The following is a 23,143-nucleotide window of genomic DNA, read 5'->3' as shown; positions in this document are numbered from 1 at the left end:
CTCTGATTACTCACTGTGATCTTTGAGGCGCAAGAATATCATGTTGGTTAAGGCGTTAAAGGTGGAAACACCTCAGGTTTTCGGTGTCACCCTGGTTTGGGCAGGTGTTACGTTATATCTTTTCAGTATTATTAATAAATGGAATAAAAATATCTGAACTCAGTTTTTATGTTCGGATTCAGTATTTTTAACTATTGGAAATAAGGGATTAAGGACTAGGATTGTTGTACCAGCAACTTCAGAAGGATTGAGATATGGCTTGTCAGCACACTGCTTCCCACCCCGAACATCAACATGGGCCCAACTGTGGTCACACAGCGATTCGTCATGAGGGTCATGTGGACTACATTCATGATGGCCATTTACATCACCCACACCAGGATCATCAGGACGAACACGTGATTGAAGTCAGCGATAAAAACCCAGGTGGTTGTCATCCGCTGCACAGTTGTGGTGATCACGTACATGGCCCTGGTTGTGGTCATGAAGCCGTCCCTCATGGTGATCATATTGATTATCTGGTGGATGGCCGCTTGCATCATGTTCACGATGGTCATTGCGACGATCATGGGCCATTAGAAGTCGTGAACTGATTGGCTGAAAAAAATTAAATACACTGGAAATGTAAAAGCCCGGATCTGATGCGTCAGAGCCGGGCTTTTTTATTGTCGAGTATTTGGTTTACCCGAGCCTAATCAGGATTATTGAGCGTATCTCAGCTTCGAGCTCCAGTCTTGCTTCTGACCTTCGCCCATTTCAACGGTGAAGGTTTCGTTGGCGCCGACAGAGCCAGACCACATAAACATATAGTCTTTCCATGAGCCGGATGGCCAGCGTTGAACGTAATAATCCTGACCGTTCACTGTGCTGCGATCAACAAAGGCAACTTTGTCGCCGTTTTTCAGGCAGTCGCCATCGTCGTTCAGAATGCGGATACGCAGCTTGTTAGAAGCATCATTATTTTTGGTGTAATAAGCGTAGTTACCGGAACCACCACCTAGCCACCAGTTCCAGTAGGAACCGGCACGAGCGTTGCCCTGTACCTGAACGAAATCGTCGTTACGAATACAGAAAGCACGGTTTTTCGGGAACCAGTTATCCAGATTAAAACTGGTGGCGGCGTCATTGGCAGAACCGTTAATGGTCATCCAGCCATTGCTGTCGCCGGCATCAATTTTAATGTAGGCACCATTGGCTTCATTGCGGAAGCGAACCTGGCGATATGGTTCGTTAACGGTACGGTAGCTCTCGGTACGGGTGTTCGCATCTGCATAAGAGAAACCAGCAATCGGGTAGTGATCGGATAATTCCTGATACTGATAATTATCGACACTCCAGCGTGGTGACGTTACGTCCAGTGACTGGTTATGCCAGTAAGTCGGCTGAGCGTGATCGCGAGAGACAAAAATATAGTCCAGGTACTCGCTTGGCAGATCCGGGTACTGAGTTGCAGCCATGCCGTTGGATTCCGGATCCCAGGAGGTATCAAAACCGGCATACGCATCGGGTGCGGTTACGCGCAGTGTTTCCAGCATATCCGGATATTCGTCACTGCTTTTAATGACGTTAAAGTCGCCACCAATAAACAGAACTTCATCGGCCGGAATGTTTTTGGCCGCAATAAACTGCTGCATTTCGGTGAATTGCTTTTTACGTACGCCCGCTGCGTCGGAACAACCGCTGTTTTGTGCCTGTGCGTGGGTACCAATCACATGGTAGTCGTTGCCATTTTTATTCAGGCGGACGTAAACAAACCCTTTGTTAGAAAACCAGTCTGCGGCGCAGGCATCTTTGTAAACGTACTGAATCTGTTCTTCGATTGGCCAGCGACTGACAATGGCAACACCGCCGTCTTCCGGAGTGGTACTGCTGTAAGAACCCAGCGTCTGATCCCAGCCATCGTAGCCACGACCCATGACCGGTGTTTGATTTGGGTACTGAGTTTTCAGGCCATCCAGTAACACCTGGGAGGCGCTGTTGTGGAATAGTTCGTTCAGAATAATAGCGTCGTGACCGTGAATAACATCCGACTGCAGTATCAATCCTGCACGCTCAGTCTGACCGTAATTAGAAACCGCACCCGGTAACATAAATACGTTGTAAGCCAGTAGTTTCAGGTCATCAGCGTATGCCAGACCACTGGGTTGTGGTGTTGGATTGGTAACAACCGGATCGGAAGGAGCAGGTGCCTGCGGGGTTTCAGACATGGCCATGGATGTGCTGCTGGCAACAGCAGCAAGAAGCAGTGCGTTTAATCGATAGGTGACAGGTGACATTTGGGTCTCCACAGAGTTTTTATTATTACAACCGAAGGCTTCCATTCCTGATCTGGCGGAGTCTAAGGTGAGATAATTTCTCGAGATATGGGCTTTATGAGCCAGGTTGAAAGCTTATTCAGGGGAGTTGGCGGAGGCCGCCAGTCATGGAATCTGGCAAAGAAGAATGGCGTAAGTTGGCAGTCAGTGGCGCAATATGATTGGCGGAAATTGTCCAGAACAATCGTGGATAAATGTCGGAGTGTTTTATCAATAAAAAACCGCAGCTGTTTGATGACCAGTGCGGTTTTTTATAAAAGCCAGCGAGAGGTTTATGGCAGATATCTTAGTTTAGAGCTCCAGTCTTGCTTCTGACCTTCACCCATTTCGACAGTGAAGGTTTCGTTGGCACCAACAGAGCCAGACCACATAAACATATAGTCTTTCCATGAACCCGACGGCCAGCGCTGAACGTAGTAGTCTGTGCCATTGACTGTGCTGCGATCAACAAACGCAACTTTATCACCATTTTTCAGGCAGTCACCATCGTCGTTCAGAATACGGATACGCAGTTTATTCGAAGCATCATTGTTTTTAGTGTAATAAGCGTAGTTGCCGGAACCACCACCTAACCACCAGTTCCAATAAGAACCCGCACGAGCGTTACCCTGTACCTGAACGAAGTCGTCATTACGAATACAGAAGGCACGGTTTTTCGGGAACCAATTGTCCAGATTAAAGCTGGTGGCCGGATCATTAGCAGAGCCGTTAATGGTCATCCAGCCGCTGCTGTCACCAGTATCAATTTTAATGTAGGCGCCATTGGCTTCGTTACGGAAACGCACCTGGCTGTATGGGGTATTCACATCGCGATAGCTTTCAGTGCGGGTGTTTTTATCCGCGTATGAGAAGGCTGCAATCGGATAATGATCGGATAATTCCTGATATTGATGGTTATCGTCCTGCCAGCGTGAGGTGGTAACGTCCAAAGCCTGGTTATGCCAATAAGTTGGCTGAGCATGATCACGAGAAACAAAAATATAATCCAGATATTCGCTGTGCAGATCAGGATAGTTGTACGCTGCAATACCATTGGTTTTTGGATCCCAGGTGGAATCAAAACCGGCATAAGAGTCTGGCTGGCTGGCTTTTAAGGTTTCCAGCATGTCAGCGTATTCGTCGCTGCCTTTAATCACGTTAAAGTCGCCACCCATAAAGACGACTTCGTCAGCGGGAATATTTTTACTGGCGATAAACTGCTGCATTTCGGCGAATTGTTTTTTACGGATCGCTGCGGAGCCACCGTTACACATGCTGTCGACTGCCTGAACATGTGTACCGATCACGTGATAGATCGCGCCGTTTTTATTGACTTTGGCGTACACGAAACCTTTGTTTGATGTCGCGTCAAAGCCACAGGAATCTTTAAAAACGTACTGAACTTTTTCTTCTATCGGCCAGCGGCTGATGACGGCCACGCCACCATCTTCAATGGTGGTGCTGGTATAGGAGCCCTGCGTTTGATCCCAGCCGTTTTGGCTGCGACCAAGGACTTCTGTCTGATGGGGGTATTTATTTTTCAGGCCGTTCAACAGAGTTGTTGATGCGGTGTTATCAAAGACTTCATCCAGAATAACAACGTCGTGACCGTTAAATACATCAGACTGTAACAGCAACTGAGCGCGCGCATCGGGCGACCAGTCTGAGATAGCTCGTGGCAACATATAAACGTTGTAGGCCAGCAGCTTCAGGTCGTCCGCATAAGACAACCCACTGACTGGTGCTACATCTGTTGGCTGGGCTGGAGGTTGGGTGTCCTGAGCCGCTGGCACTGGTGCGTTCGACATGGCAAACGAAGACGCACTGATGCTGGCGGCGAGGACGATGGTGCTGAGCCTGTTTTTGAAGGGCAACATAAAGATCTCCACTGGTATTTCTAGTTATTTTTGTTGCTAATAAAGTGAGACTCCATTCCCAATGCAGCGGAGTCTAAAACCATTTTCTGAGCTAAAAAATGGTAGAAATGAGCCAGAATGACAGTTTATTTCGGGTAAAGGTTGGTGGCCGACAAAAACAGGTAGTGGAAAAATTAGATGTCGTAATCCGGTATGTTTGTGACGTGATATGGCTGGCGCGAATTGTGGAAATCAGAAGGGCAATCACATAAAAAAAGCGGCTATTATTAGCCGCTTTTTCCAGATCAGTGAAATCGGGAATTATTTTTCCACTACTTCAAACTCAACACCGGCGTGATCACGCAGACGTTGAATATAACGATCGTCGAAAATGGATGCTGGTGTCCAGAAGCCACCTTTTTTACCTTTCTTACGGGTACCGGTGTGGAAATCCAAAGCCAGGGAAGTGGCTGCCTGACCCAGCACTTTAGCGGTTGATCCGTAACCCGGATCGCGGTCACCGGTCACTTTGGTCACAATGGTGCGGCCGTCTTTCAGGAAGCCTTTAAAACGAATATCGTAAAAACCGTTTTCCTGTTCTTTCGGGCTTGGGCCTTCACCAGGCTTAGGTAAAACATAGCTTTCCAGTAACCAGCGGGTTGGTTTCATCACCGCACCCACCATAAAGGCACCGAGGCCACCAACAACGGCCATAGCCATCATACGTCCCTTAAAGCCTTTGCCGGTGAGCATGGCTTCGTCGTAAACAAATTCTTCGCCGTAGGCTTTTTCACGCAGGGCGTTAGTACGGTGAACCACGCGTGTGTTAATGGCAGCCATAATAAAAGGCGTTGCCCAGGACTTAAAATCTTTGTCCATCACCGAGCTGGTAACGTTAGGCTGGCGAGCAGTGAAACCTGTGCCCGGAGGACAGATCGAAAACGGGTTAGCCAGCTCTTTTCGCAGACCAGGATTGGCAACCGCTTCTTTGGTGAGGTTGATGATGCTGGCAACGGTACCACCCGACATACCACCTTTTGCGGCTTTCACACGCATCTTAATGCGCGGCGCCATAGCTCCGAATTCCTGCTCCGCCTGCTGCTGCAGGAAGTAGACACCCATATCCGATGGAACGGAATCAAAGCCACAGCAGTGCACGATTCGGGCGCCTGATTCTTGTGCTTTGGCTTCGTATTTCTCCAGCATGCGTTTGATCCACTGGGCTTCACCTGTGAGGTCACAGTAGTCGGTACCGTTTTCGGCGCAGACTTTCACCAGCGGTTCGCCGTATAACGCATAAGGACCAACGGTGGATACAATCACCTTGGTTTTGGCAGTCAGCTCTTTTAATGCGTCTTCATCGGCTGCATCGGCTATCAGATATTCAACGTCTTTGGCTTTGTCACCCAGAATTGGTGCCAGAGTGCCACGTACTTTTTGCAGCTTACGTTCGCTACGGCCGGCGATGGCCCAGCTCAACTCACCATCCAGACCATAGGTTTCCGCCAGGTAGCGGGTCAGAATTTCACCAACAAAGCTGCTGGCGCCAAACACAATCAGATCAAACTTTTTAGCAGGCATAACCCTTTCCAAATGCTGTTTCCATAATGATGACGGAAAGTTAACAGTGTTTATTGGCCAGATTAAGGGCCAATGATGCCGTTTCAGAAGAAAGAGCTGCTGTTGCTGCATTCTGGTGGCTGATCAGGGTGGTGAAAGCCAGGAGGAAGGAAAGGCTGGTTATTAAGGATATCCGTTCTGAAACCTTATCTTGAAGTAAATTCAATTTTTGGTGAAAAAATATCGTTTTTATTCAAGTTAGAGTCTGCGTATAACTAACACTTAACAAGAGACTTTGAGATTAACGCAGAAAGGAATGGCAGATTATGAGTAACGCATTCGACAATGTTGCTGACAAACGCTTCAGCTATGCGATCAAAAAAATCAGTTTTGATGAAAGCTATCAGCCTGCGGACGGTACCCGCATTACCACTAATTTCGCCAACCTGGCACGTGGTGCAAGCCGAGAACAGAATCTGCGCAATGCCTTGCGAATGGTGGATAGTCGTTTTAATGCACTGGCGTCCTGGGATAATCCAAAAGCAGACCGCTATTCTGTTGAGCTGGAAATCGTATCCGTCGATATCGATATTAACGGCAGTGGCGAAACCTTTCCGACCATCGAAATTCTTAAGACTCATATCGTTGATCACAAAACCAATAAGCGTATTGAAGGAATTGTAGGTAATAACTTTTCGTCTTACGTGCGTGACTACGACTTCAGTGTGTTATTGCTGGATCACAATAAGGATAAGCCCCAGTTCAGTATTCCGGATAACTTCGGTGATCTGCATGGCAAGTTATTTAAAGATTTTGTCCGCTCAGAATCCTATCGACAAAACTTCAGCAAGCCACCAGTAATCTGTCTGAGTGTCTCTGACAACAAGGTGTATCAGCGTACTGACAACCAACACCCGGTACTAGGCGTTGAATATCTGCCGAATGAATCGTCACTAACGGAACAATATTTTAAAAAAATGGGTCTTGAGGTGCGTTACTTCATGCCACCAAACAGCGTTGCACCATTGGCTTTTTATTTCTTCGGGGATTTACTGACGGATTACACCAATCTGGAGCTGATCAGTACCATCAGCACCATGGAGACTTTCCAGAAGATTTATCGTCCGGAAATTTATAATGCCAACGCAGTCGCCGGAACACGTTACCAACCAAACCTGAGGCACGCAGATCATTCATTAACTCAGATCGTTTATGACCGGGAAGAGCGCAGCCAGTTGGCGGTAAAACAAGGTAAGTTTGCCGAAGAAAACTTTATTAAACCATTCCAGAAAGTACTGGATCAATGGTCTGAAAATTACGCTCTATAAGGCATGATAAGAAATATGAAAATACTATTGCCCACTTCAACTGCTGGCAGCTTACCAAAACCCTCGTGGCTGGCTGAGCCAGAGAAACTCTGGTCTCCATGGAAAATGCAAGGTAATGAATTGGCCTCCGCTAAGAAAGATGCCCTTCGTATTACGCTGCAAGAGCAAGATAACGCAGGTATCGATATCGCTAGTGATGGAGAACAAACCCGCCAGCATTTTGTAACCACTTTTATCGAACATCTCAGCGGTGTGGATTGGCAGAACAAGAAAACTGTTTTTATTCGTAATCGCTACGATGCCGAGGTTCCTGGCATCGTAGGCCCGGTGTCACGGCAGAAGCCGGTGTTTGTGGAAGATGCCAAATTTTTACGCTCACAAACCAATCAACCCATCAAGTGGGCTCTACCCGGGCCGATGACAATGGTTGATACCTTATATGATGATTATTACAAAGACCGAAAAACGCTGGCCTTTGAATTTGCCAAAGCCCTAAATCAGGAAGCAAAAGAACTGGAAGCCGCGGGTGTCGACATTATTCAATTCGACGAACCGGCATTTAACGTGTTTCTTGATGACGTGGTCGATTGGGGAGTCGAAGCACTGGAAAAAGCCACGGAAGGCCTAAAATGTGAAACCGCGGTTCATATCTGTTATGGCTACGGCATTAAAGCTAATACCGACTGGAAGAAAACACTCGGTAACGAGTGGCTACACTATGAAAAAACGTTTCCAGCATTACGACAATCATCGATCGACATTATTTCTCTGGAATGCCATAACGGCCGGGTACCATTCGAGGTACTGGAACTGATTCGCGGTAAAAAAGTTATGGTGGGCGCAATTGATGTCGCTACGGACACAATTGAAACTCCGGATGAAGTTGCCGCAACTCTGCGCCAGGCACTTAAGTATGTCGACGCCGATAAGCTCTATCCATGCACTAACTGTGGAATGGCACCATTATCGCGAGATATTGCACGTGACAAGCTGAAAGCGTTGAGTGCCGGAGCGGAAATTGTTCGAAAGGAATTGGCGATCTGATTGATATCAGGCCCAAACCCCAGGCAAATAAAAAGGGCGAAGGATTTAATCCATCGCCCTTTTTATTTGCTCGAATTCTCTGGTTAGGCCAAAAAGACCTGAGCTAACATGCGTATACCAGTAATTAACAACACAACCGCAAAAACCTTCTTTAACTTGGCTGCGTCTAATTTAGCCGCCAAAGAAGCACCCACCGGGGCAAACTTAACAGTTAGTGGCACAATACAAATAAACCCAATCAGATTAACCAGGCCAAATGTACCGGTAGGGGCATCAATGGGTGTTTCGCCCATTACCAACATGGTTAATGCACCGGGCAAGGAAATAATCAAACCAATCGCCGCAGCGGTACCAACGGCTTTATGAGCCGGGTAGTTGTATAAGGTCAATAGCGGTACTGAGATGGTGCCGCCACCGATGCCGACCATGGAGCTGAAAAAGCCAATCGAAGTGCCCATCACACCTTGTCCGGCTTTACCTGGTAACTGCTGAAACAAGGCCGATTTCCCCGTACGAAACAACATATTTAAAGCGGACAGGGTGGCGATTACGCCAAATAATACCGTTAGCCAGGTGCCATCAACACGGGTCACTAACCAGCTGCCGACTAATACACCAATAAAGATAAAAGCTGCCCAGCGTTTCAGCAGATCAAAATCGACATTGCCTTTTTCTTTATGGGAACGAATCGAGCTGATTGAGGTTGGGACAATCGTTGCCAGTGATGTTGCGGTCGCCACTAACATGGCCGATTCCGGCGATACCCCAAAGCCCTGAAACAGAAAAAACAGTACGGGTACGATAACAATGCCGCCGCCTACGCCTAATAGGCCGGCCAGAATGCCAGCAAAGATACCGGTGGCGATCAATGCAAGAAAAGTTGGAATATTATCCATGACAAATTCAATCATAATGAGTCTGCTAACTGCTTGAGAAAGGCGCAATTTTACACGCTCAGATCAATCACTATGGTGATATAAATTCACGGTAATATGAGTGTGTCTCATAGTCCTTCTGAAACTATGTAAAGACGATGGGACACAATAGAAAAATAATACAGGCCGATTGGCTATCGGCCTGAAAAGGTCTGATCAACTTTTATAACGCTGTTCCAGTTGGTCGATAAAGTCTTTACCAACCAGCCGCTGACGTTCTTTAAACGGTACAACCAGGTCAGGATCTTCTTTAAGGTGATGTTCATCACGCAACACGGTCAACGCTTTTTGCATACCCGCTACAGCGCTTTGCAGTGCCGCATTAGCATACAACACCAAACCATAGCCCTGTTGGCGTAACTCATCGGTAGTGGCAATTGGGGTTTTACCGCCAATAACCATATTCATCAGCAGTGGGGCTTGTAAAAATTCTGGCATACAACGCACTTCATGGGCGCTTTCCAGTGCTTCAACGAATAAAATATCAGCACCGGCTTCAGCATACATTTGTGCCCGTTCAATGGCGGCATCAAAACCGTCAGTGGCTCGGGCATCGGTACGTGCCATAATCAAAAAATCTTCACTGTGGCGAGCGTCGACCGCCGCTTTAATTTTACCCACCATTTCGTCAGCACTGATCACCGCTTTACCAGTAAAGTGACCGCAACGTTTGGGCATCACCTGATCTTCCAACTGAATACAATCGGCACCTGCACGTTCTAAAGTGCGAACGGTGTGACGAACATTAACGGCGTTACCAAAGCCAGTATCGGCATCAACTAATAGCGGTACTTCTACGGCATCACGAATGCGGGCTGTTTGCTCGGCAATTTCTGCAAGCCCCATAAACCCCATATCCGGTAAACCCAGATGCATATTGGTAACACCAGCACCCGTAATATAAATAGCCTCAAAGCCAAGATCTTCGATCACTTTGGCCGACAAGGCATTAAAAGCGCCTGGCACTAAAACACCGCGGCGGGCATTTGCCAGTTCACGCAGCTGTTGCCCGGTAGAAACTGTTTTTGCTGTAGTCATCATATTTCTCGTTTCAATTCTGATTAATTCAGCTACTTAAAGCGTTTGGTTCTGCGGAACGCGGACAATGCCTTCCATCAAAATCCGTGCACTGCGGCTCATGGTCACGCACTGGGCCTGCCACAGGCCGTCGATCTGTTCGACAGTGGCACCGACCTGTAGCGTTCCTGAAGGGTGACCAAAACGAACTGACTGACGCTGACCTTCTCCTGCCGCCTTATTTACCAGAGTGCCGGGCACGGCGGCTGCTGTGGCAATAGCCACCGCTGCCGTTCCCATCATGGCGTGATGCAATTTGCCCATGGATAGCGCTCGCACCAACAGATCAATATCGTCGCGGTTAATCGTTTTTCCGCTGGCGGCGGTGTAATTTTTTGCCGGGCTGATAAAGGCAACTTTGGGAGTGTGCTGTCGCTGTTGTGCTTGTTCAGGGCGATCAATGAGCCCCATGCGTAGCGCACCAGCGATACGGATTTGCTCCAGTTTTGCTAAAGCTTCAACATCGTTATTAATGTCTTCACGCAGTTCAGTACCCTGATAGCCAATCTGTTCGGCGTTAACAAATACCGTAGGAATACCAGCAGTAATCATGGTGGCGTCGAGCATGCCAAGTCCCGGCACCTCGAGCTGGTCGACTAAATTGCCGGTCGGGAACATCGAAGTACCCGCATCATCGCTGTCGGATGGGTCGATAAAATCGAGCACTATTTCGGCGGCGGGGAAGGTCACCCCGTCAAGTTCAAAATCCCCCATTTCCTGAACCCGGCCATTAATCATGGGGACGTGGGCAATAATGGTTTTACCGATATTGGCCTGCCAGATTCTGACACTGCAAATACCGTTTTGTGGCACACGTTCGGGAGCCACCAATCCTGCATGGATGGCATACGCTCCAGCAGCGGTGGATAAATTGCCGCAGTTACCGCTCCAGTCGACAAAGGCTTTATCGATGGCAATCTGGCCATAGAGGTAATCCACATCGTGATTGGGCTGCTCACTTTTCGACATAATCACACATTTACTGGTGCTGGAAGTCGCGCCACCCATACCATCGATATGGACAGCATAAGGGTCAGGGCTGCCAATCACACGCAGTAATAATTGATCTCGTGCCTTACCAGCGACCCGGCATTCGGGCGGCAAATCCCGTAGCCGGAAGAACACACCTTTGGAAGTGCCGCCACGCATGTAGGTCGCAGCGATCTGTCGCTGCGGTAAAAATGTTGGTTTATCAGTCATCGCAGTTACTCCTGTGCGAATCAGCTGGCCAGTGCCGGTTTAGGTTCGCTGGCCAAGAAATCTTTGGCGAAACGTTGCAGCACACCACCAGCCTTGTATACATCCACTTCCGCAGCAGTATCCAGGCGACAAGTCACGGCAACTTCGATGCGCTCACCATTGGTGCGATGGATAACCAGAGTCAGGTCACAGCGAGGCGAAATATCGCCCATAATGTCGAAGGTCTCTGTACCATCGATGCCATAGGTATGGCGTGTTTCACCGTTTTTAAATTCGACCGGCAGAACCCCCATACCCACCAGATTCGTACGATGAATACGTTCAAAACCTTCCGCGACAATGGTTTCAACGCCCGCCAGGCGCACTCCTTTGGCAGCCCAATCACGTGAAGAACCCTGGCCATAATCAGCACCGGCAATAATGATCAGGTTTTGTTTACGCTGCATGTAGGTTTCAATCGCTTCCCACATGCGACTTTCTTTACCCTCTGGCTCGATCCGGGCCAAAGAGCCCTGCTTAATTTCACCGCTGTTGCCGTCCGCACCATCACGTACCATTTCGTTGAGCAATTTTGGATTGGCAAACGTCGCTCGCTGCGCGGTCAGATGATCGCCACGATGTGTGGCATAAGAGTTAAAATCTTCCTCCGGCAATCCCATTTTGGCGCAATATTCACCGGCCGCTGAATTGGCCTGAATCGCGTTGGAAGGAGACAGGTGATCGGTGGTGATGTTGTCGCCTAATACGGCCAGTGGACGCATACCTCTCATGGTGCGTTCACCCGCCAGTGCCCCCTCCCAATAAGGAGGTCGGCGAATATAGGTCGACATCGGGCGCCAGTCATACAGTGGGCTTTTTGCCCGTTCAACATCTCCCAGATCAAACATCGGAATATAGATCTGGTTAAATTGCTCCGGCTTTACTGCGCTGGCAACGATGGCGTCAATTTCTTCATCGGACGGCCACAAATCGTTAAGCGTAATGTCCTTACCATCGACCACGGCCAACACGTCATTCTCGATATCAAAGCGCACCGTTCCGGCAATCGCATAAGCCACAACCAATGGCGGTGATGCCAGGAATGCCTGCTTAGCATGCGGATGAATACGACCATCGAAGTTACGATTACCCGACAGCACGGCAGTGGCGTATAAATCACGTTCAACCACTTGTTGTTCGATCACAGGATCTAACGCACCAGACATGCCATTACACGTTGTGCATGCGTAAGCAACGATACCAAAACCGAGTTTTTCTAATTCGGATAATAAACCGGCTTCTTCTAAGTACAATTTGGCCACTTTAGAGCCGGGTGCGAACGACGTTTTGACCCAGGGCTTACGCACCAGTCCTAACTCATTGGCTTTCTTAGCCAATAACCCAGCAGCAACCACATTGCGGGGATTGGAGGTATTAGTACAGGAAGTAATAGCGGCAATAATAACCGCACCATCCGGCATCAGTCCCTCGGCTTCTTCGGCCTTTGCCGCTGCTAATAATTCATCGCTGGCAATACCACGTTCATGAAGTGCCGAAGTAGGTAAACGGCGGTGTGGGTTGGATGGCCCGGCCATATTGCGGCCAACTGCAGACAAATCAAACTCCAGTACGCGTTCGTATTCTGCATTCGCCAGGTCATCCGCCCATAAACCGGTTTGCTTCGCGTATTGCTCGACCAGTTCAATTTGTTCAGGCTCACGACCAGTCAGCCTGAGGTAATCAATGGTTTGTTCATCGATATAAAACATACCCGCAGAAGCACCGTATTCCGGTGTCATATTGGATAGTGTCGCGCGGTCACCAATCGACAGAGTCGCTGCACCGGGACCAAAAAACTCCAGATAAGCTGACACGACTCTTTGTTGCCGTAAAAATTCCGTCATCGCCAGTGCAATATCGGTTGCGGTAATACCCGGTTGACGTTTACCGATAATGTTTACCCCAATAATGTCCGGCAGTCGCATCATCGAAGGTAAACCTAACATGACGGTTTCGGCTTCCAGACCACCCACACCAATAGCAATTACACCCAGGGCATCGACGTGTGGCGTATGGGAATCAGTACCAACACAAGTGTCCGGATAGGCTACGGCTTTGCCGTTTTCATCGTGACGGTTCTGAATAACCGGCGACATTTTCTCCAGATTAATCTGGTGCATAATCCCATTACCAGCAGGAATTACATCCACATTATCAAACGCCGTTTTACACCAGTCGATAAAATGAAAGCGGTCGTCGTTACGGCGATCTTCAATGGCGCGGTTTTTCGTAAATGCATCCGGATCAAACCCGGGGGCTTCTACTGCCAGAGAATGATCAACAATTAACTGAGTGGGCACGACCGGATTAACTTTCGAAGGGTCACCGCCCTGATCTGCGATGGCATCACGTAAACCGGCTAAATCGACTAACGCAGTTTGACCAAGAATATCGTGGCATACCACCCGGGCCGGATACCAGGGGAAATCCAGCGTACGTTGGCGATTAATTAATTGTTTTAGCGAGTCGGTTAACGCAGCCGGATCACAACGACGCACTAACTGTTCGGCAAGCACTCTCGATGTATAAGGCAGGGTTTCATAAGCGCCGGGTTTAATATCATTAACCGCAGCACGCACATCAAAATAATCAACATCAACGCCCGGTAACGGCTTTCGATAAGCAGTATTCAAAGAAGACAAAACAACACCTCAAAAAAACATAGCTGCTGTTTCTGATCAAACAGCAGCTTATAAAAGGAAAAATTCACTGTGCAGTTGCGCTTAAGCACGTTGTGCCATTGGCGTAAAGTTCAGATCTTCCGGGCCTGTGTAATGAGCACTTGGGCGAATAATTTTGTTGTCGTTACGCTGTTCAATAACATGAGCTGACCAGCCAGCGGTTCGGGCAATCACAAATAATGGAGTAAACATGGCCGTTGGCACCCCCATCATGTGATAACTCACCGCACTGAACCAATCCAGGTTCGGGAACATTTTCTTCTCATCCCACATCACACTTTCAAGCCGCTCGGCAATATCAAACATTTTCATACTGCTGGCTTGTTGTGATAGCTGACGTGCGACTTCTTTAATGACTTTATTGCGAGGATCACTGACGGTATATACCGGGTGACCAAAACCAATCACCACTTCTTTATTGGCAACGCGCTGGCGAATATCAGCTTCAGCTTCGTCGGCAGAGTCGTAACGTTTTTGCACTTCAAACGCCACTTCATTCGCGCCACCGTGTTTAGGGCCACGTAAAGCACCAATACCACCAGCAATGGCAGAATATAAATCGCTGCCCGTGCCAGCAATCACACGTGAGGTGAAAGTAGAGGCATTAAATTCGTGTTCGGCGTATAACACCAGTGATACATGCATCGCTTTAATCCATTCATCACTTGGCTTTTCGCCATGTAATAAATGCAGGAAGTGACCACCAATGGAATCATCATCGGTATTCACGTCAATTCGACGACCAGTGGTTGACCAGTGATACCAATACAACAACATAGATCCTAATGACGCTAATAAGCGGTCGGCAATATCACGGGTACCCGGAATATTGTGGTCATCTTTTTCCGGAAGAACACAGCCTAAAGCGGATACGCCACAACGCATAACATCCATAGGGTGAGCGGCTGCCGGTACGGATTCCAATGCTTTTTTCACATCTGCTGGTAAACCACGCAGCGCTTTCAATCGGGTCTTGTAAGCACGCAATTCTGGCTCAGTGGGTAACTTGCCATGAATTAATAAGTGGGCGACCTCTTCAAATTCGCAGCGCTCTGCCAAATCAAGAATATCGTAGCCGCGGTAATGCAGGTCATTGCCACTTCGGCCAACGGTACAAATAGAGGTGTTTCCAGCAACCACGCCGGATAAGGCGACAGATTTTTTTACCTTCTTAACGGGCTGAGCTTCGGGTGCTGATTGTGACTTCGCTTCTGCAATCGCTGTATGTGTCATGTTAATTCTCCGCATCGTTTCCGCTGAACGGTTTTTATTTGGTTTGTTTGCAACCTTTGCACCTTGATTTTTCGCCATCGGTATTTCAAAAAATCAAAAAGTGCTGTTGTCGCGTGTTATGAGCAGGTTACGCCAGTAGAAAAATGCAACAAGACCTGAAGTTGTGGCGTTTTGCGAGCTTATTTCTGCAAAGCTGCGAAGATTGTGAACTTACTAGGAATGGCAGATTATCAACGCTATAAATTACAGCGACTGATTGCAGGGTCGTTCCATGAATTTGGGTTTTAGATGCAAAAGTCGGACGTCACTTCAAAAAAAACCGGCAAAAAATTAATTTTGCCGGTGAGAAAAGGTATCAGTCTGGAAACTGATATTAAGCGCTTATTTTTATATCTTCGACTTGCTGTGCAACAATGCGCTTGCCATGTTCCGCCGTTTTTTGAAAGGCTGTCATCTGATCAAAATTCAGATAACGATAAATATCATCTGCCATGGTATTAATATTCTCGGCGTACTGACGATACTCTTCCGGGGTTGGAAGCTTACCTAAAATGGCCCCGACGGAAGCCAGCTCAGCCGATGTCAGATACACATCAGAACCATCACCTAAGCGATTTGGGAAATTACGGGTAGAGGTAGAAAGCACGGTAGTATTGGGCGCGACTCGCGCCTGATTTCCCATACACAAAGAACAACCCGGCATTTCAGTACGGGCACCGGCTCTGCCAAAAGTGTTGTAATACCCTTCCTCCATTAACTGGCGCTCATCCATGCGTGTTGGTGGTGCTAACCATAACCGTGTTGATAAACGGGTATTGTTATTTAGCAGATTCTGCTCAAGCAATTTACCCGCTGCCCGGAAATGACCAATATTGGTCATACAAGAACCAATAAAGACTTCGTCTACCTGCGCTCCTGCAACCTCGGATAACAAACGGGCATCGTCGGGGTCATTAGGGCAGCAAACAATGGGTTCGTTAATATCATCCAGATTGATTTCAATGATTGCTGCATATTCAGCATCGGCATCACCTTTCATTAATAGTGGTTCTTCAAGCCACCGCTCCATTTTTCGGGCACGTCGTTCAAGTGTGCGACGATCACCATAACCTTCAGCAATCATAGAACGTAGTAAAGTGATATTTGATCTCAGATATTCCTTTACGGCATCCGGTTCAAGCTCAATAGTACAGCCAGCGGCAGAGCGTTCGGCTGAAGCATCGGACAGTTCAAATGCCTGTTCAACCGTCAGTTTCTTTAACCCTTCTATTTCCAGAATGCGACCAGAGAAGATATTTTTCTTACCTTCTTTCGCTACCGTTAATAAACCCTGTTGAATGGCGTAATAAGGAATGGCATGCACCAGATCGCGTAAGGTAATACCCGGTTGTAATTCTCCTTTGAAACGCACTAATACGGACTCTGGCATATCCAATGGCATAACACCGGTTGCCGCGGCAAAGGCGATCAGCCCAGAACCAGCCGGAAAAGAAATCCCCAACGGGAAACGGGTGTGAGAATCACCACCGGTACCGACGGTATCCGGTAATAACATGCGATTAATCCAGCTGTGTATAACACCATCTCCCGGGCGCAGTGATACTCCGCCACGCGTCATCATAAAATCCGGCAAGCTGTGCTGCGTCTCGATATCGACTGGCTTAGGGTAAGCTGCGGTATGGCAAAACGACTGCATGGTCAAATCAGCGGAAAACCCCAGGCAGGCCAGATCCTTTAATTCATCACGTGTCATCGGCCCTGTAGTGTCCTGAGAGCCAACCGTTGTCATTTTCGGCTCGCAATAGGTGCCAGGGCGAACTCCCTGTCCTTCTTGCAGCCCACAGGCTTTACCGACCATTTTTTGTGCCAGAGAAAACCCTCGGCCAGAATCCTGAGGTTGCTGTGGGGCACAGAATAGATCTGACTCAGACAACCCCAGAGATTCACGAGCTTTAGCCGTCAGGCCACGGCCAATAATCAGGTTAATCCGGCCGCCAGCCCGCACTTCGTCGAGAATGACATCTGATTTAAACTGAAACTCCGATAATACCTGGCCATCGTCGGCGAGAATTTTTCCATCGTACGGGCGAATTTCAATCACGTCACCCATATTCAATTTTTCCACTGGCGCTTCAAAAACCAGCGCTCCGGCATCCTCCATGGTGTTAAAGAAAATCGGCGCCACTTTGCCACCGATGCAAATACCACCACTGCGTTTATTAGGAACACCAGGAATATCATCACCAAAAAACCATAACACGGAATTGGTGGCTGATTTACGTGATGAACCTGTACCCATCACATCGCCAACAAAAGCGACTGGTAACCCCTGGCGACGAATTTCATCAATTTGTTGCATCGGGCCAATAGCCCCGGGCTGTTCGGGGTTCAGTCCGTCACGGCTCATCTTGTACATCGACTTTGCATGCAGCGGAATATCCGGGCGACTCCAGGCATCCCGAGCGGGAGACAAATCATCGGTATTAGTTTCACCGCTGACTTTAAACACCACCACCTTGATGCTATCGGCCACCGCATCACGGCTGGTAAACCATTCCCCCTCTGCCCAGCTTGTCAGGATATCTTGTGCATGTGAATTTCCTTCTTTCGCCAGTTGCTCAACATCGTGAAATGCATCAAACATTAAAATAGTGTGTTTCAGCTCTTCGGCTGCCAAGCCAGCCAAATTTTCATCGCTGAGCAAACCGATGAGGGTTTCAATGTTATAACCGCCATGCATATTCCCGAGTAACTGAATCGCCATTTTCGGGCAGATAATCGGCGACTGAGTTTCTCCTTTGACGATAGCAGATAAAAAACCGGCTTTAACATAAGCCGCTTCGTCGACACCCGGGGGGACGCGTTCAGAAATCAGTTGCAGCAACAGATCTTCCTGACCCACAGATGGTTTCTTCAGTAATTCGATCAGCTCTGCAACCTGTCCGGCGGACAGGTGTTTCGGTGGCAAACCTTCAGTGGATCGCTGTTCGACGTGTTGTTTATATGCTTCAAGCACAGTTGAACCTCTCATCGTTATTTGCAATATTTGCACAACAAGCATCTGATATTAATTACGAAAAACAGATGGCTTGATATCTGTAGATAGCGACTAACAAAGGTTTTTCCTTTGTAATCAAGGGCTTTTAAGAGTTTCAATGAGCTTGCCACTTGAAGCAATCACTGAATTTGTGGTTTTTTGCAAATGCAAATCTGTAAATTTGCGAACTTTGCAAACTCCAAGTTAAAGGCAGCCATAAAAATAACCAGCCCAATTAGCCGTGGTTTATCCACAGCCACGGGAGCTGATTTCAGCGTGACAGAGCGAGATTAAACGATGAGAAAAATGTATATGGGAGTCAGGCTGCGTACTCTGCGTGAACAGCGCCAGCTGACCCAGGCTGCAATGGCACAACAGCTGGAGATTTCACCCAGCTACCTCAATCAGATTGAGAACAATGAACGGCCTTTGACGGTTCCGGTGTTATTACGTTTACAGTCTCGCCTGGGTGCGGACCCACAATTCTTTTCCGACGATGACGAAGCACGCTTATTAGCACAGGTACGTGATGTTATTGCTGATATGGCGGCCGATGTGCCAACCTCAGAACTACAGGGGTTTGTGCAACAAATGCCGGCACTGGCTGAGTTATTTGGTCGTTTGCATAACCGCTGTCGCACAGCAGAAGAACAAAGTATCGATCTTGTCAGTAGTAAGGATGATCGAAATCAGGGGCTGGCCAGTGGCCTAAGCCAGCCCCACGAAGAAGTACGTGACTTCTTTTATGCCAAGCACAATTATATTGCTGAACTGGATAATCATGCGGAAGCTTTATATGAAAAACTGATGAGTACCACAAGCTCCGGTCAGGTGACGTTTGTGAGCTCTGGTGAACTGGTACTGCGTCTGAAAGATTACCTGCAACAGGCTCATGGCGTTCGCGTACAAAAACGTCCGGCAGACAAAACGAATACTCTGCGTTATTTCGACAATGACGCTAGAATTCTACAAATCGATATGGGCATTGAGCCCGGACAACAAGCATTTCAATTAGCTATTCAGATCGCCCGCCTGGAAATCAGTGATGTTATTCAGCGTATTATTAAACAGGCTGATTTAAGCAATGATACCGCACGTAAACTGACTCATATTGGTCTAGCCAGTTATTTTGCAGGAGCGCTGGTATTGCCTTATACGCTTTTTCTCAATCAGGCAGAACAACTGCATTACGATATCGAATTATTATCCGAGCAATTTGGCGTGAGTTTTGAAACAATCTGCCATCGTTTGTCGACCATGCAGCGCCCGGATGCTCGAGGTGTGCCATTCTTTTTTGTACGGGTTGACCGTGCCGGTAATATTTCCAAGCGTCAGTCGGCGACAGATTTTCACTTTTCACGCACCGGCGGAACCTGCCCGTTATGGGCAGTGTACGAAGCCTTTTCGCAGCCTGACCGTATTCTGACACAACTAGCAGAAATGCCGGATGGCCGTATCTATTTATGGATTGCCCGCAGCGTCACCCATCGTCGAGGTGGTTATGGTAAGCCCGCCCGTACATTTGCCATTGGCTTAGGCTGTGATTTACGCCATGCCGAACGCTTGGTGTATGCCAAGGGGCTGAATCTGAAAGACGCGAGTACTGCAACACCTATCGGTGCGGGCTGTAAAGTATGCCATCGTACCGACTGTGGTCAGCGTGCCTTTCCCGCGCTGGACAAGCCGTTGGCTATTGACCCAGATTCGCGAAAATGGGAGCCATACCCGATTGATGTTCATCAATAGTTATATCTGATAGTTCAAGTGTTAGAGCATGAGATATGCAGAGGGTTGAATATATGAAAAAACATATATATGATTTTTCGTATGTATTGGATGTTGGACTGAAACCTTGCCGTTACCCGCCCATTCGCCACAGACTCTGTTTAAGTGCATGAGTGATGAAACCCGTCTGGCCTTGCTGTTGTTAATTGAGCAGCACGGCGAGTTGTGTGTGTGTGAGCTCACTGAAGCGTTGCAGCTAAGCCAACCGAAGGTGTCTCGTCATCTGGCGCATTTACGCGAATGTAATTTGCTGGTGGGGGAGAAACGTGGCCAATGGGTGCACTATTTTCTGCACCCTGAGTTGGATCGTTGGGCGAAAGAGCTGATTGCTCATACGTTAGAGCATAACGCTGAGTTTCTTGCCGATATTAACCAACGTTTATGTAAGGTCAGTCCGCAGCGTGCGGAAGAGACTAATTGTTGTTAAAAATTAAACAAGTTCCGCTTGATTATTTTTCAGCCGCACACGTCGCAAGGCATGTCCTTATGCCTGCGACGCGCACGCGATATCCATATCGCTGCTCTTGAAAAACAAACCAACCAGAACTTTTAGCGTCTTCCTCATTTATCGTGAAGAATAGAAATGAAATTATTATTTATCTGCACTCATAATCGCTGCCGCAGTATTCTGGCGGAAGCCATCGCCCGCGATGTTATTACCAAAGAAAACTCTGACTGGCAGGTGCGCAGTGCCGGTAGTCAGCCTGCTGGTGTCGTTTATCCTGGTACGATTAATTTCCTGCAACAACAGGGTATTTCGACTGAAGGTTTACAAAGCCAGAGCTGGGATGAGTTTGAAGAGTATTTTGCTGACTCAGAAAGCGGTCCTGTGATTGCTATTACCGTGTGCGACAGCGCTGCGGGTGAAGCTTGTCCAGTATGGTTCGGCCAGGGCATCAAAGCCCACTGGGGCCTTCCTGACCCATCTAAATTAGAAGATGAAGCTGAGCAAGCTGCGTTGTTCGAAAAAGTGGCGGCTACTTTAACCAAACGGATAAAAACGCTGTTAACAACAGAAATTAAAGATGATGCACAACTGCGTCAGTTATTAACCGATTTAAGTGAAGTAGGCTAACTCCATGGGCATTTTTGAACGTTATTTATCGATATGGATTGCCGCCGGCATTATTGGTGGTGTGATCGCAGGGCTGTTAGCACCTGAGCTGTTTACTGCTATCGCGGGTTATGAGTTTGCTCACGTCAACCTGGTGGTTGCTGTTCTGATCTGGCTGATGATTTATCCAATGATGGTGCAGGTGGATTTTTCGGCGATTAAAGATGTGGGTAAAAAGCCACAGGGTTTGGTTCTGACACTGGTTATTAACTGGTTAATTAAACCCTTTTCTATGGCAGCGATTGGCTGGCTATTCTTCCACGGTTTATTTGCCGACTGGGTCGACCCTCAGACTGCCAGTGAATACATCGCCGGTATGATTTTATTGGGTGTGGCGCCTTGTACGGCCATGGTATTCGTTTGGAGCCAGCTGACTAAAGGAGATGCTAATTACACTCTGGTACAGGTATCGGTTAACGACATTATTATGATCTTTGCTTTTGCTCCGATCACAGCCTTCTTATTAGGTGTAACCGATGTTGAAGTACCATGGGAAACTCTGCTGTTGTCTGTGGTGTTATACGTGGTTCTGCCGTTAGTAGCTGGCGCATTAACCCGTAAAGCGCTTGAAAGTAAGCACGAAGCGCATGCGATCGAAAACTTTACCGGAAAGCTAAAACCCTGGTCGATTATTGGTTTGATCAGCACCGTCGTAATTCTGTTCGGCTTACAGGCACCAACCATTGTAGAAAAACCACAGGACATTGTGCTGATCGCTATTCCGCTGATGATTCAGACTTACGGTATTTTCTTTATCGCTTATTTCGCTGCGCTGAAAATGAAGCTGGCTCATAACATTGCCGCTCCGGCTTGTATGATTGGTACCAGTAACTTTTTCGAGTTGGCCGTTGCTGTGGCTATCTCGTTATTTGGTTTGCACTCGGGTGCGGCTCTGGCAACCGTTGTTGGTGTGTTAGTGGAAGTACCTGTGATGTTATCACTGGTATGGTTTGCTAACCGCACTCGTGGCTGGTTTGAGAATTAATTAAATTTTTAAGTTTTCAGATTAAAAGCCAGACAGCTTTTTCTGTCGCACACGTCATAAGGCACATCCTTGTGCCTGTGACGTGCCCGCAACATCCTGTTGCTGCTTTCGAAAAACTATCTGACTCTTAACCTGAAACAGGAATACATGAAGTAACCAATATGACAAATTTAAAAACTCAGGAACCAGCCAACCTTGTCGACGATTGTTTTCAGGTTCCAACCCCGGAAAAGGTATTCACTGATTCCGTCAGCGAACATAAGCCACGAATTTTATTATTGTACGGCTCTCTGCGTGAACGTTCTTTCTCTCGCTTAGTGGTAGAAGAGAGTGCCCGTATTTTAGAAAAGATGGGCGCAGAAACACGCATCTTTAATCCTTCGGGTTTACCTCTGCCTGATGATGCTGACGCTGAACATGAAAAGGTTCAGGAACTGCGTGATTTAGTGCAGTGGAGTGAAGGTATGGTGTGGTGTTCTCCGGAGCGCCACGGTTCCATGACCGGTATTATGAAATCTCAGATTGACTGGATACCGTTATCGCTGGGTGCCGTTCGTCCAACTCAGGGTAAAACTCTGGCAGTGATGCAGGTATGTGGTGGTTCACAATCATTTAACGTGGTGAATCAGCTACGTGTGTTAGGTCGTTGGATGCGCATGTTAACCATCCCAAATCAGTCTTCCGTGGCAAAAGCCTGGGCGGAGTTTGATGATAATGATCGGATGAAACCATCGGGTTATTACGATCGTATTGTTGATGTACTGGAAGAGCTGATGAAGTTTACGTATCTGGTACGTGACCGCAGTGACTACTTAGTTGATCGTTATTCTGAGCGTAAGGAAAGTGCAGAAGAATTAATGAAGAGAGTTAATCAGCGTTCAATCTGATCAAAAAAAACGGAGCAGGGGGCGTTTTCAAAAACAGCGATATGGATATCGCGTGCCCATCACAGGCTGCAGGGACGCGCCTTGTGAT

The 23,143-nt window shown here is 47.8% G+C and carries 17 protein-coding genes; 8 read left to right on the top strand and 9 right to left on the bottom strand.

The features are described from left to right. Nucleotides 1-254 precede the first annotated feature (254 nt). Nucleotides 255-593, top strand: a complete 339-nt coding sequence (locus ACOQOZ_RS08370) for a hypothetical protein (RefSeq protein ID WP_420591816.1) — start codon at nucleotides 255-257, stop codon at nucleotides 591-593. A 108-nt stretch (nucleotides 594-701) separates the two neighbouring features. On the opposite strand, the gene sph (ACOQOZ_RS08365) is transcribed toward ACOQOZ_RS08370, so the two are convergent. The 3 genes from sph (ACOQOZ_RS08365) to ACOQOZ_RS08355 form a co-directional block, all read right to left on the bottom strand. Continuing rightward, nucleotides 702-2,276 (bottom strand): sphingomyelin phosphodiesterase, encoded by a 1,575-nt coding sequence (gene sph / locus ACOQOZ_RS08365; protein ID WP_420591815.1) that lies wholly within the window; start codon nucleotides 2,274-2,276, stop codon nucleotides 702-704. Between the two features lie 311 nt (nucleotides 2,277-2,587). Then, nucleotides 2,588-4,171: a sphingomyelin phosphodiesterase gene (sph, locus tag ACOQOZ_RS08360; RefSeq protein WP_420591814.1), complete on the bottom strand. Its 1,584-nt coding sequence runs from the start codon at nucleotides 4,169-4,171 to the stop codon at nucleotides 2,588-2,590. Nucleotides 4,172-4,471: 300 nt separating this feature from the next. Continuing rightward, the gene (locus tag ACOQOZ_RS08355; protein WP_420591813.1) at nucleotides 4,472-5,731 is read right to left on the bottom strand and encodes a saccharopine dehydrogenase family protein; all 1,260 of its coding nucleotides are present in this window, start codon (nucleotides 5,729-5,731) and stop codon (nucleotides 4,472-4,474) included. 305 nt (nucleotides 5,732-6,036) lie between these two features. On the opposite strand from ACOQOZ_RS08355, the gene ACOQOZ_RS08350 reads away from it, so the two are divergent. Beyond that, complete coding sequence (locus ACOQOZ_RS08350) at nucleotides 6,037-7,038, top strand: DUF1852 domain-containing protein (RefSeq protein WP_420591812.1); 1,002 nt, start codon at nucleotides 6,037-6,039, stop codon at nucleotides 7,036-7,038. Nucleotides 7,039-7,053: 15 nt separating this feature from the next. After that, entirely contained in the window at nucleotides 7,054-8,082 is a 1,029-nt protein-coding gene (locus ACOQOZ_RS08345) for a methionine synthase (RefSeq protein ID WP_420591811.1), read from the top strand. A gap of 83 nt (nucleotides 8,083-8,165) precedes the next feature. On the opposite strand, the gene ACOQOZ_RS08340 is transcribed toward ACOQOZ_RS08345, so the two are convergent. The 6 genes from ACOQOZ_RS08340 to ACOQOZ_RS08315 all read right to left on the bottom strand — a co-directional run bounded on the left by ACOQOZ_RS08340 (nucleotide 8,166) and on the right by ACOQOZ_RS08315 (nucleotide 18,263). Further along, a complete protein-coding gene (locus tag ACOQOZ_RS08340) occupies nucleotides 8,166-8,993 on the bottom strand; it encodes a sulfite exporter TauE/SafE family protein (protein WP_420591810.1) in 828 nt (275 codons plus the stop codon). 180 nt (nucleotides 8,994-9,173) lie between these two features. Further along, nucleotides 9,174-10,058, bottom strand: coding sequence for an isocitrate lyase/PEP mutase family protein (locus tag ACOQOZ_RS08335; protein ID WP_420591809.1), 885 nt, complete (start codon nucleotides 10,056-10,058; stop codon nucleotides 9,174-9,176). A gap of 33 nt (nucleotides 10,059-10,091) precedes the next feature. Then, nucleotides 10,092-11,294: a 2-methylaconitate cis-trans isomerase PrpF gene (prpF, locus tag ACOQOZ_RS08330; RefSeq protein WP_420591808.1), complete on the bottom strand. Its 1,203-nt coding sequence runs from the start codon at nucleotides 11,292-11,294 to the stop codon at nucleotides 10,092-10,094. A gap of 20 nt (nucleotides 11,295-11,314) precedes the next feature. Further along, nucleotides 11,315-13,966 carry a Fe/S-dependent 2-methylisocitrate dehydratase AcnD gene (acnD, locus tag ACOQOZ_RS08325; RefSeq protein ID WP_420592409.1) on the bottom strand — a complete coding sequence of 884 codons (2,652 nt, stop codon included), beginning with the start codon at nucleotides 13,964-13,966 and terminating at the stop codon, nucleotides 11,315-11,317. A gap of 90 nt (nucleotides 13,967-14,056) precedes the next feature. Beyond that, entirely contained in the window at nucleotides 14,057-15,247 is a 1,191-nt protein-coding gene (gene prpC, locus ACOQOZ_RS08320) for a bifunctional 2-methylcitrate synthase/citrate synthase (RefSeq protein ID WP_420591807.1), read from the bottom strand. Between the two features lie 373 nt (nucleotides 15,248-15,620). Further along, a complete protein-coding gene (locus ACOQOZ_RS08315) occupies nucleotides 15,621-18,263 on the bottom strand; it encodes a bifunctional aconitate hydratase 2/2-methylisocitrate dehydratase (protein WP_420591806.1) in 2,643 nt (880 codons plus the stop codon). Nucleotides 18,264-18,581: 318 nt separating this feature from the next. Between ACOQOZ_RS08315 and ACOQOZ_RS08310 the strand changes: the two genes are divergently transcribed. From ACOQOZ_RS08310 to arsH, 5 genes are all read left to right on the top strand, one after another. After that, a complete protein-coding gene (locus ACOQOZ_RS08310; protein ID WP_420591805.1) occupies nucleotides 18,582-20,030 on the top strand; it encodes a short-chain fatty acyl-CoA regulator family protein in 1,449 nt (482 codons plus the stop codon). Between the two features lie 106 nt (nucleotides 20,031-20,136). Further along, the gene (locus ACOQOZ_RS08305; RefSeq protein WP_420591804.1) at nucleotides 20,137-20,496 is read left to right on the top strand and encodes a metalloregulator ArsR/SmtB family transcription factor; all 360 of its coding nucleotides are present in this window, start codon (nucleotides 20,137-20,139) and stop codon (nucleotides 20,494-20,496) included. Between the two features lie 156 nt (nucleotides 20,497-20,652). Then, the gene (locus tag ACOQOZ_RS08300) at nucleotides 20,653-21,144 is read left to right on the top strand and encodes an arsenate reductase ArsC (RefSeq protein WP_420591803.1); all 492 of its coding nucleotides are present in this window, start codon (nucleotides 20,653-20,655) and stop codon (nucleotides 21,142-21,144) included. A 4-nt stretch (nucleotides 21,145-21,148) separates the two neighbouring features. After that, complete coding sequence (gene arsB / locus ACOQOZ_RS08295; protein WP_420591802.1) at nucleotides 21,149-22,168, top strand: ACR3 family arsenite efflux transporter; 1,020 nt, start codon at nucleotides 21,149-21,151, stop codon at nucleotides 22,166-22,168. A 161-nt stretch (nucleotides 22,169-22,329) separates the two neighbouring features. Beyond that, nucleotides 22,330-23,055: an arsenical resistance protein ArsH gene (gene arsH, locus ACOQOZ_RS08290; RefSeq protein WP_420591801.1), complete on the top strand. Its 726-nt coding sequence runs from the start codon at nucleotides 22,330-22,332 to the stop codon at nucleotides 23,053-23,055. Nucleotides 23,056-23,143: the final 88 nt, after the last annotated feature.

The organism is Bacterioplanoides sp. (assembly GCF_965219715.1).
Taxonomy (GTDB): Bacteria; Pseudomonadota; Gammaproteobacteria; order Pseudomonadales; family Oceanobacteraceae; genus Bacterioplanoides.
The sequence above is the reverse complement of the archived record's forward strand: the minus strand, read 5'-3'. Positions and strand labels throughout refer to the sequence as shown.

Excerpts from the sequence above, each read along its gene's own strand:
- ACOQOZ_RS08370 (WP_420591816.1), top strand. The coding sequence starts at position 255 with ATGGCTTGTCAGCACACTGCTTCCCACCCCGAACATCAACATGGGCCC.
- sph (WP_420591815.1), bottom strand. The coding sequence starts at position 2,276 with ATGTCACCTGTCACCTATCGATTAAACGCACTGCTTCTTGCTGCTGTT.
- sph (WP_420591814.1), bottom strand. The coding sequence starts at position 4,171 with ATGTTGCCCTTCAAAAACAGGCTCAGCACCATCGTCCTCGCCGCCAGC.
- ACOQOZ_RS08355 (WP_420591813.1), bottom strand. The coding sequence starts at position 5,731 with ATGCCTGCTAAAAAGTTTGATCTGATTGTGTTTGGCGCCAGCAGCTTT.
- ACOQOZ_RS08350 (WP_420591812.1), top strand. The coding sequence starts at position 6,037 with ATGAGTAACGCATTCGACAATGTTGCTGACAAACGCTTCAGCTATGCG.
- ACOQOZ_RS08345 (WP_420591811.1), top strand. The coding sequence starts at position 7,054 with ATGAAAATACTATTGCCCACTTCAACTGCTGGCAGCTTACCAAAACCC.
- ACOQOZ_RS08340 (WP_420591810.1), bottom strand. The coding sequence starts at position 8,993 with ATGATTGAATTTGTCATGGATAATATTCCAACTTTTCTTGCATTGATC.
- ACOQOZ_RS08335 (WP_420591809.1), bottom strand. The coding sequence starts at position 10,058 with ATGATGACTACAGCAAAAACAGTTTCTACCGGGCAACAGCTGCGTGAA.
- prpF (WP_420591808.1), bottom strand. The coding sequence starts at position 11,294 with ATGACTGATAAACCAACATTTTTACCGCAGCGACAGATCGCTGCGACC.
- prpC (WP_420591807.1), bottom strand. The coding sequence starts at position 15,247 with ATGACACATACAGCGATTGCAGAAGCGAAGTCACAATCAGCACCCGAA.
- ACOQOZ_RS08310 (WP_420591805.1), top strand. The coding sequence starts at position 18,582 with ATGAGAAAAATGTATATGGGAGTCAGGCTGCGTACTCTGCGTGAACAG.
- ACOQOZ_RS08300 (WP_420591803.1), top strand. The coding sequence starts at position 20,653 with ATGAAATTATTATTTATCTGCACTCATAATCGCTGCCGCAGTATTCTG.
- arsB (WP_420591802.1), top strand. The coding sequence starts at position 21,149 with ATGGGCATTTTTGAACGTTATTTATCGATATGGATTGCCGCCGGCATT.
- arsH (WP_420591801.1), top strand. The coding sequence starts at position 22,330 with ATGACAAATTTAAAAACTCAGGAACCAGCCAACCTTGTCGACGATTGT.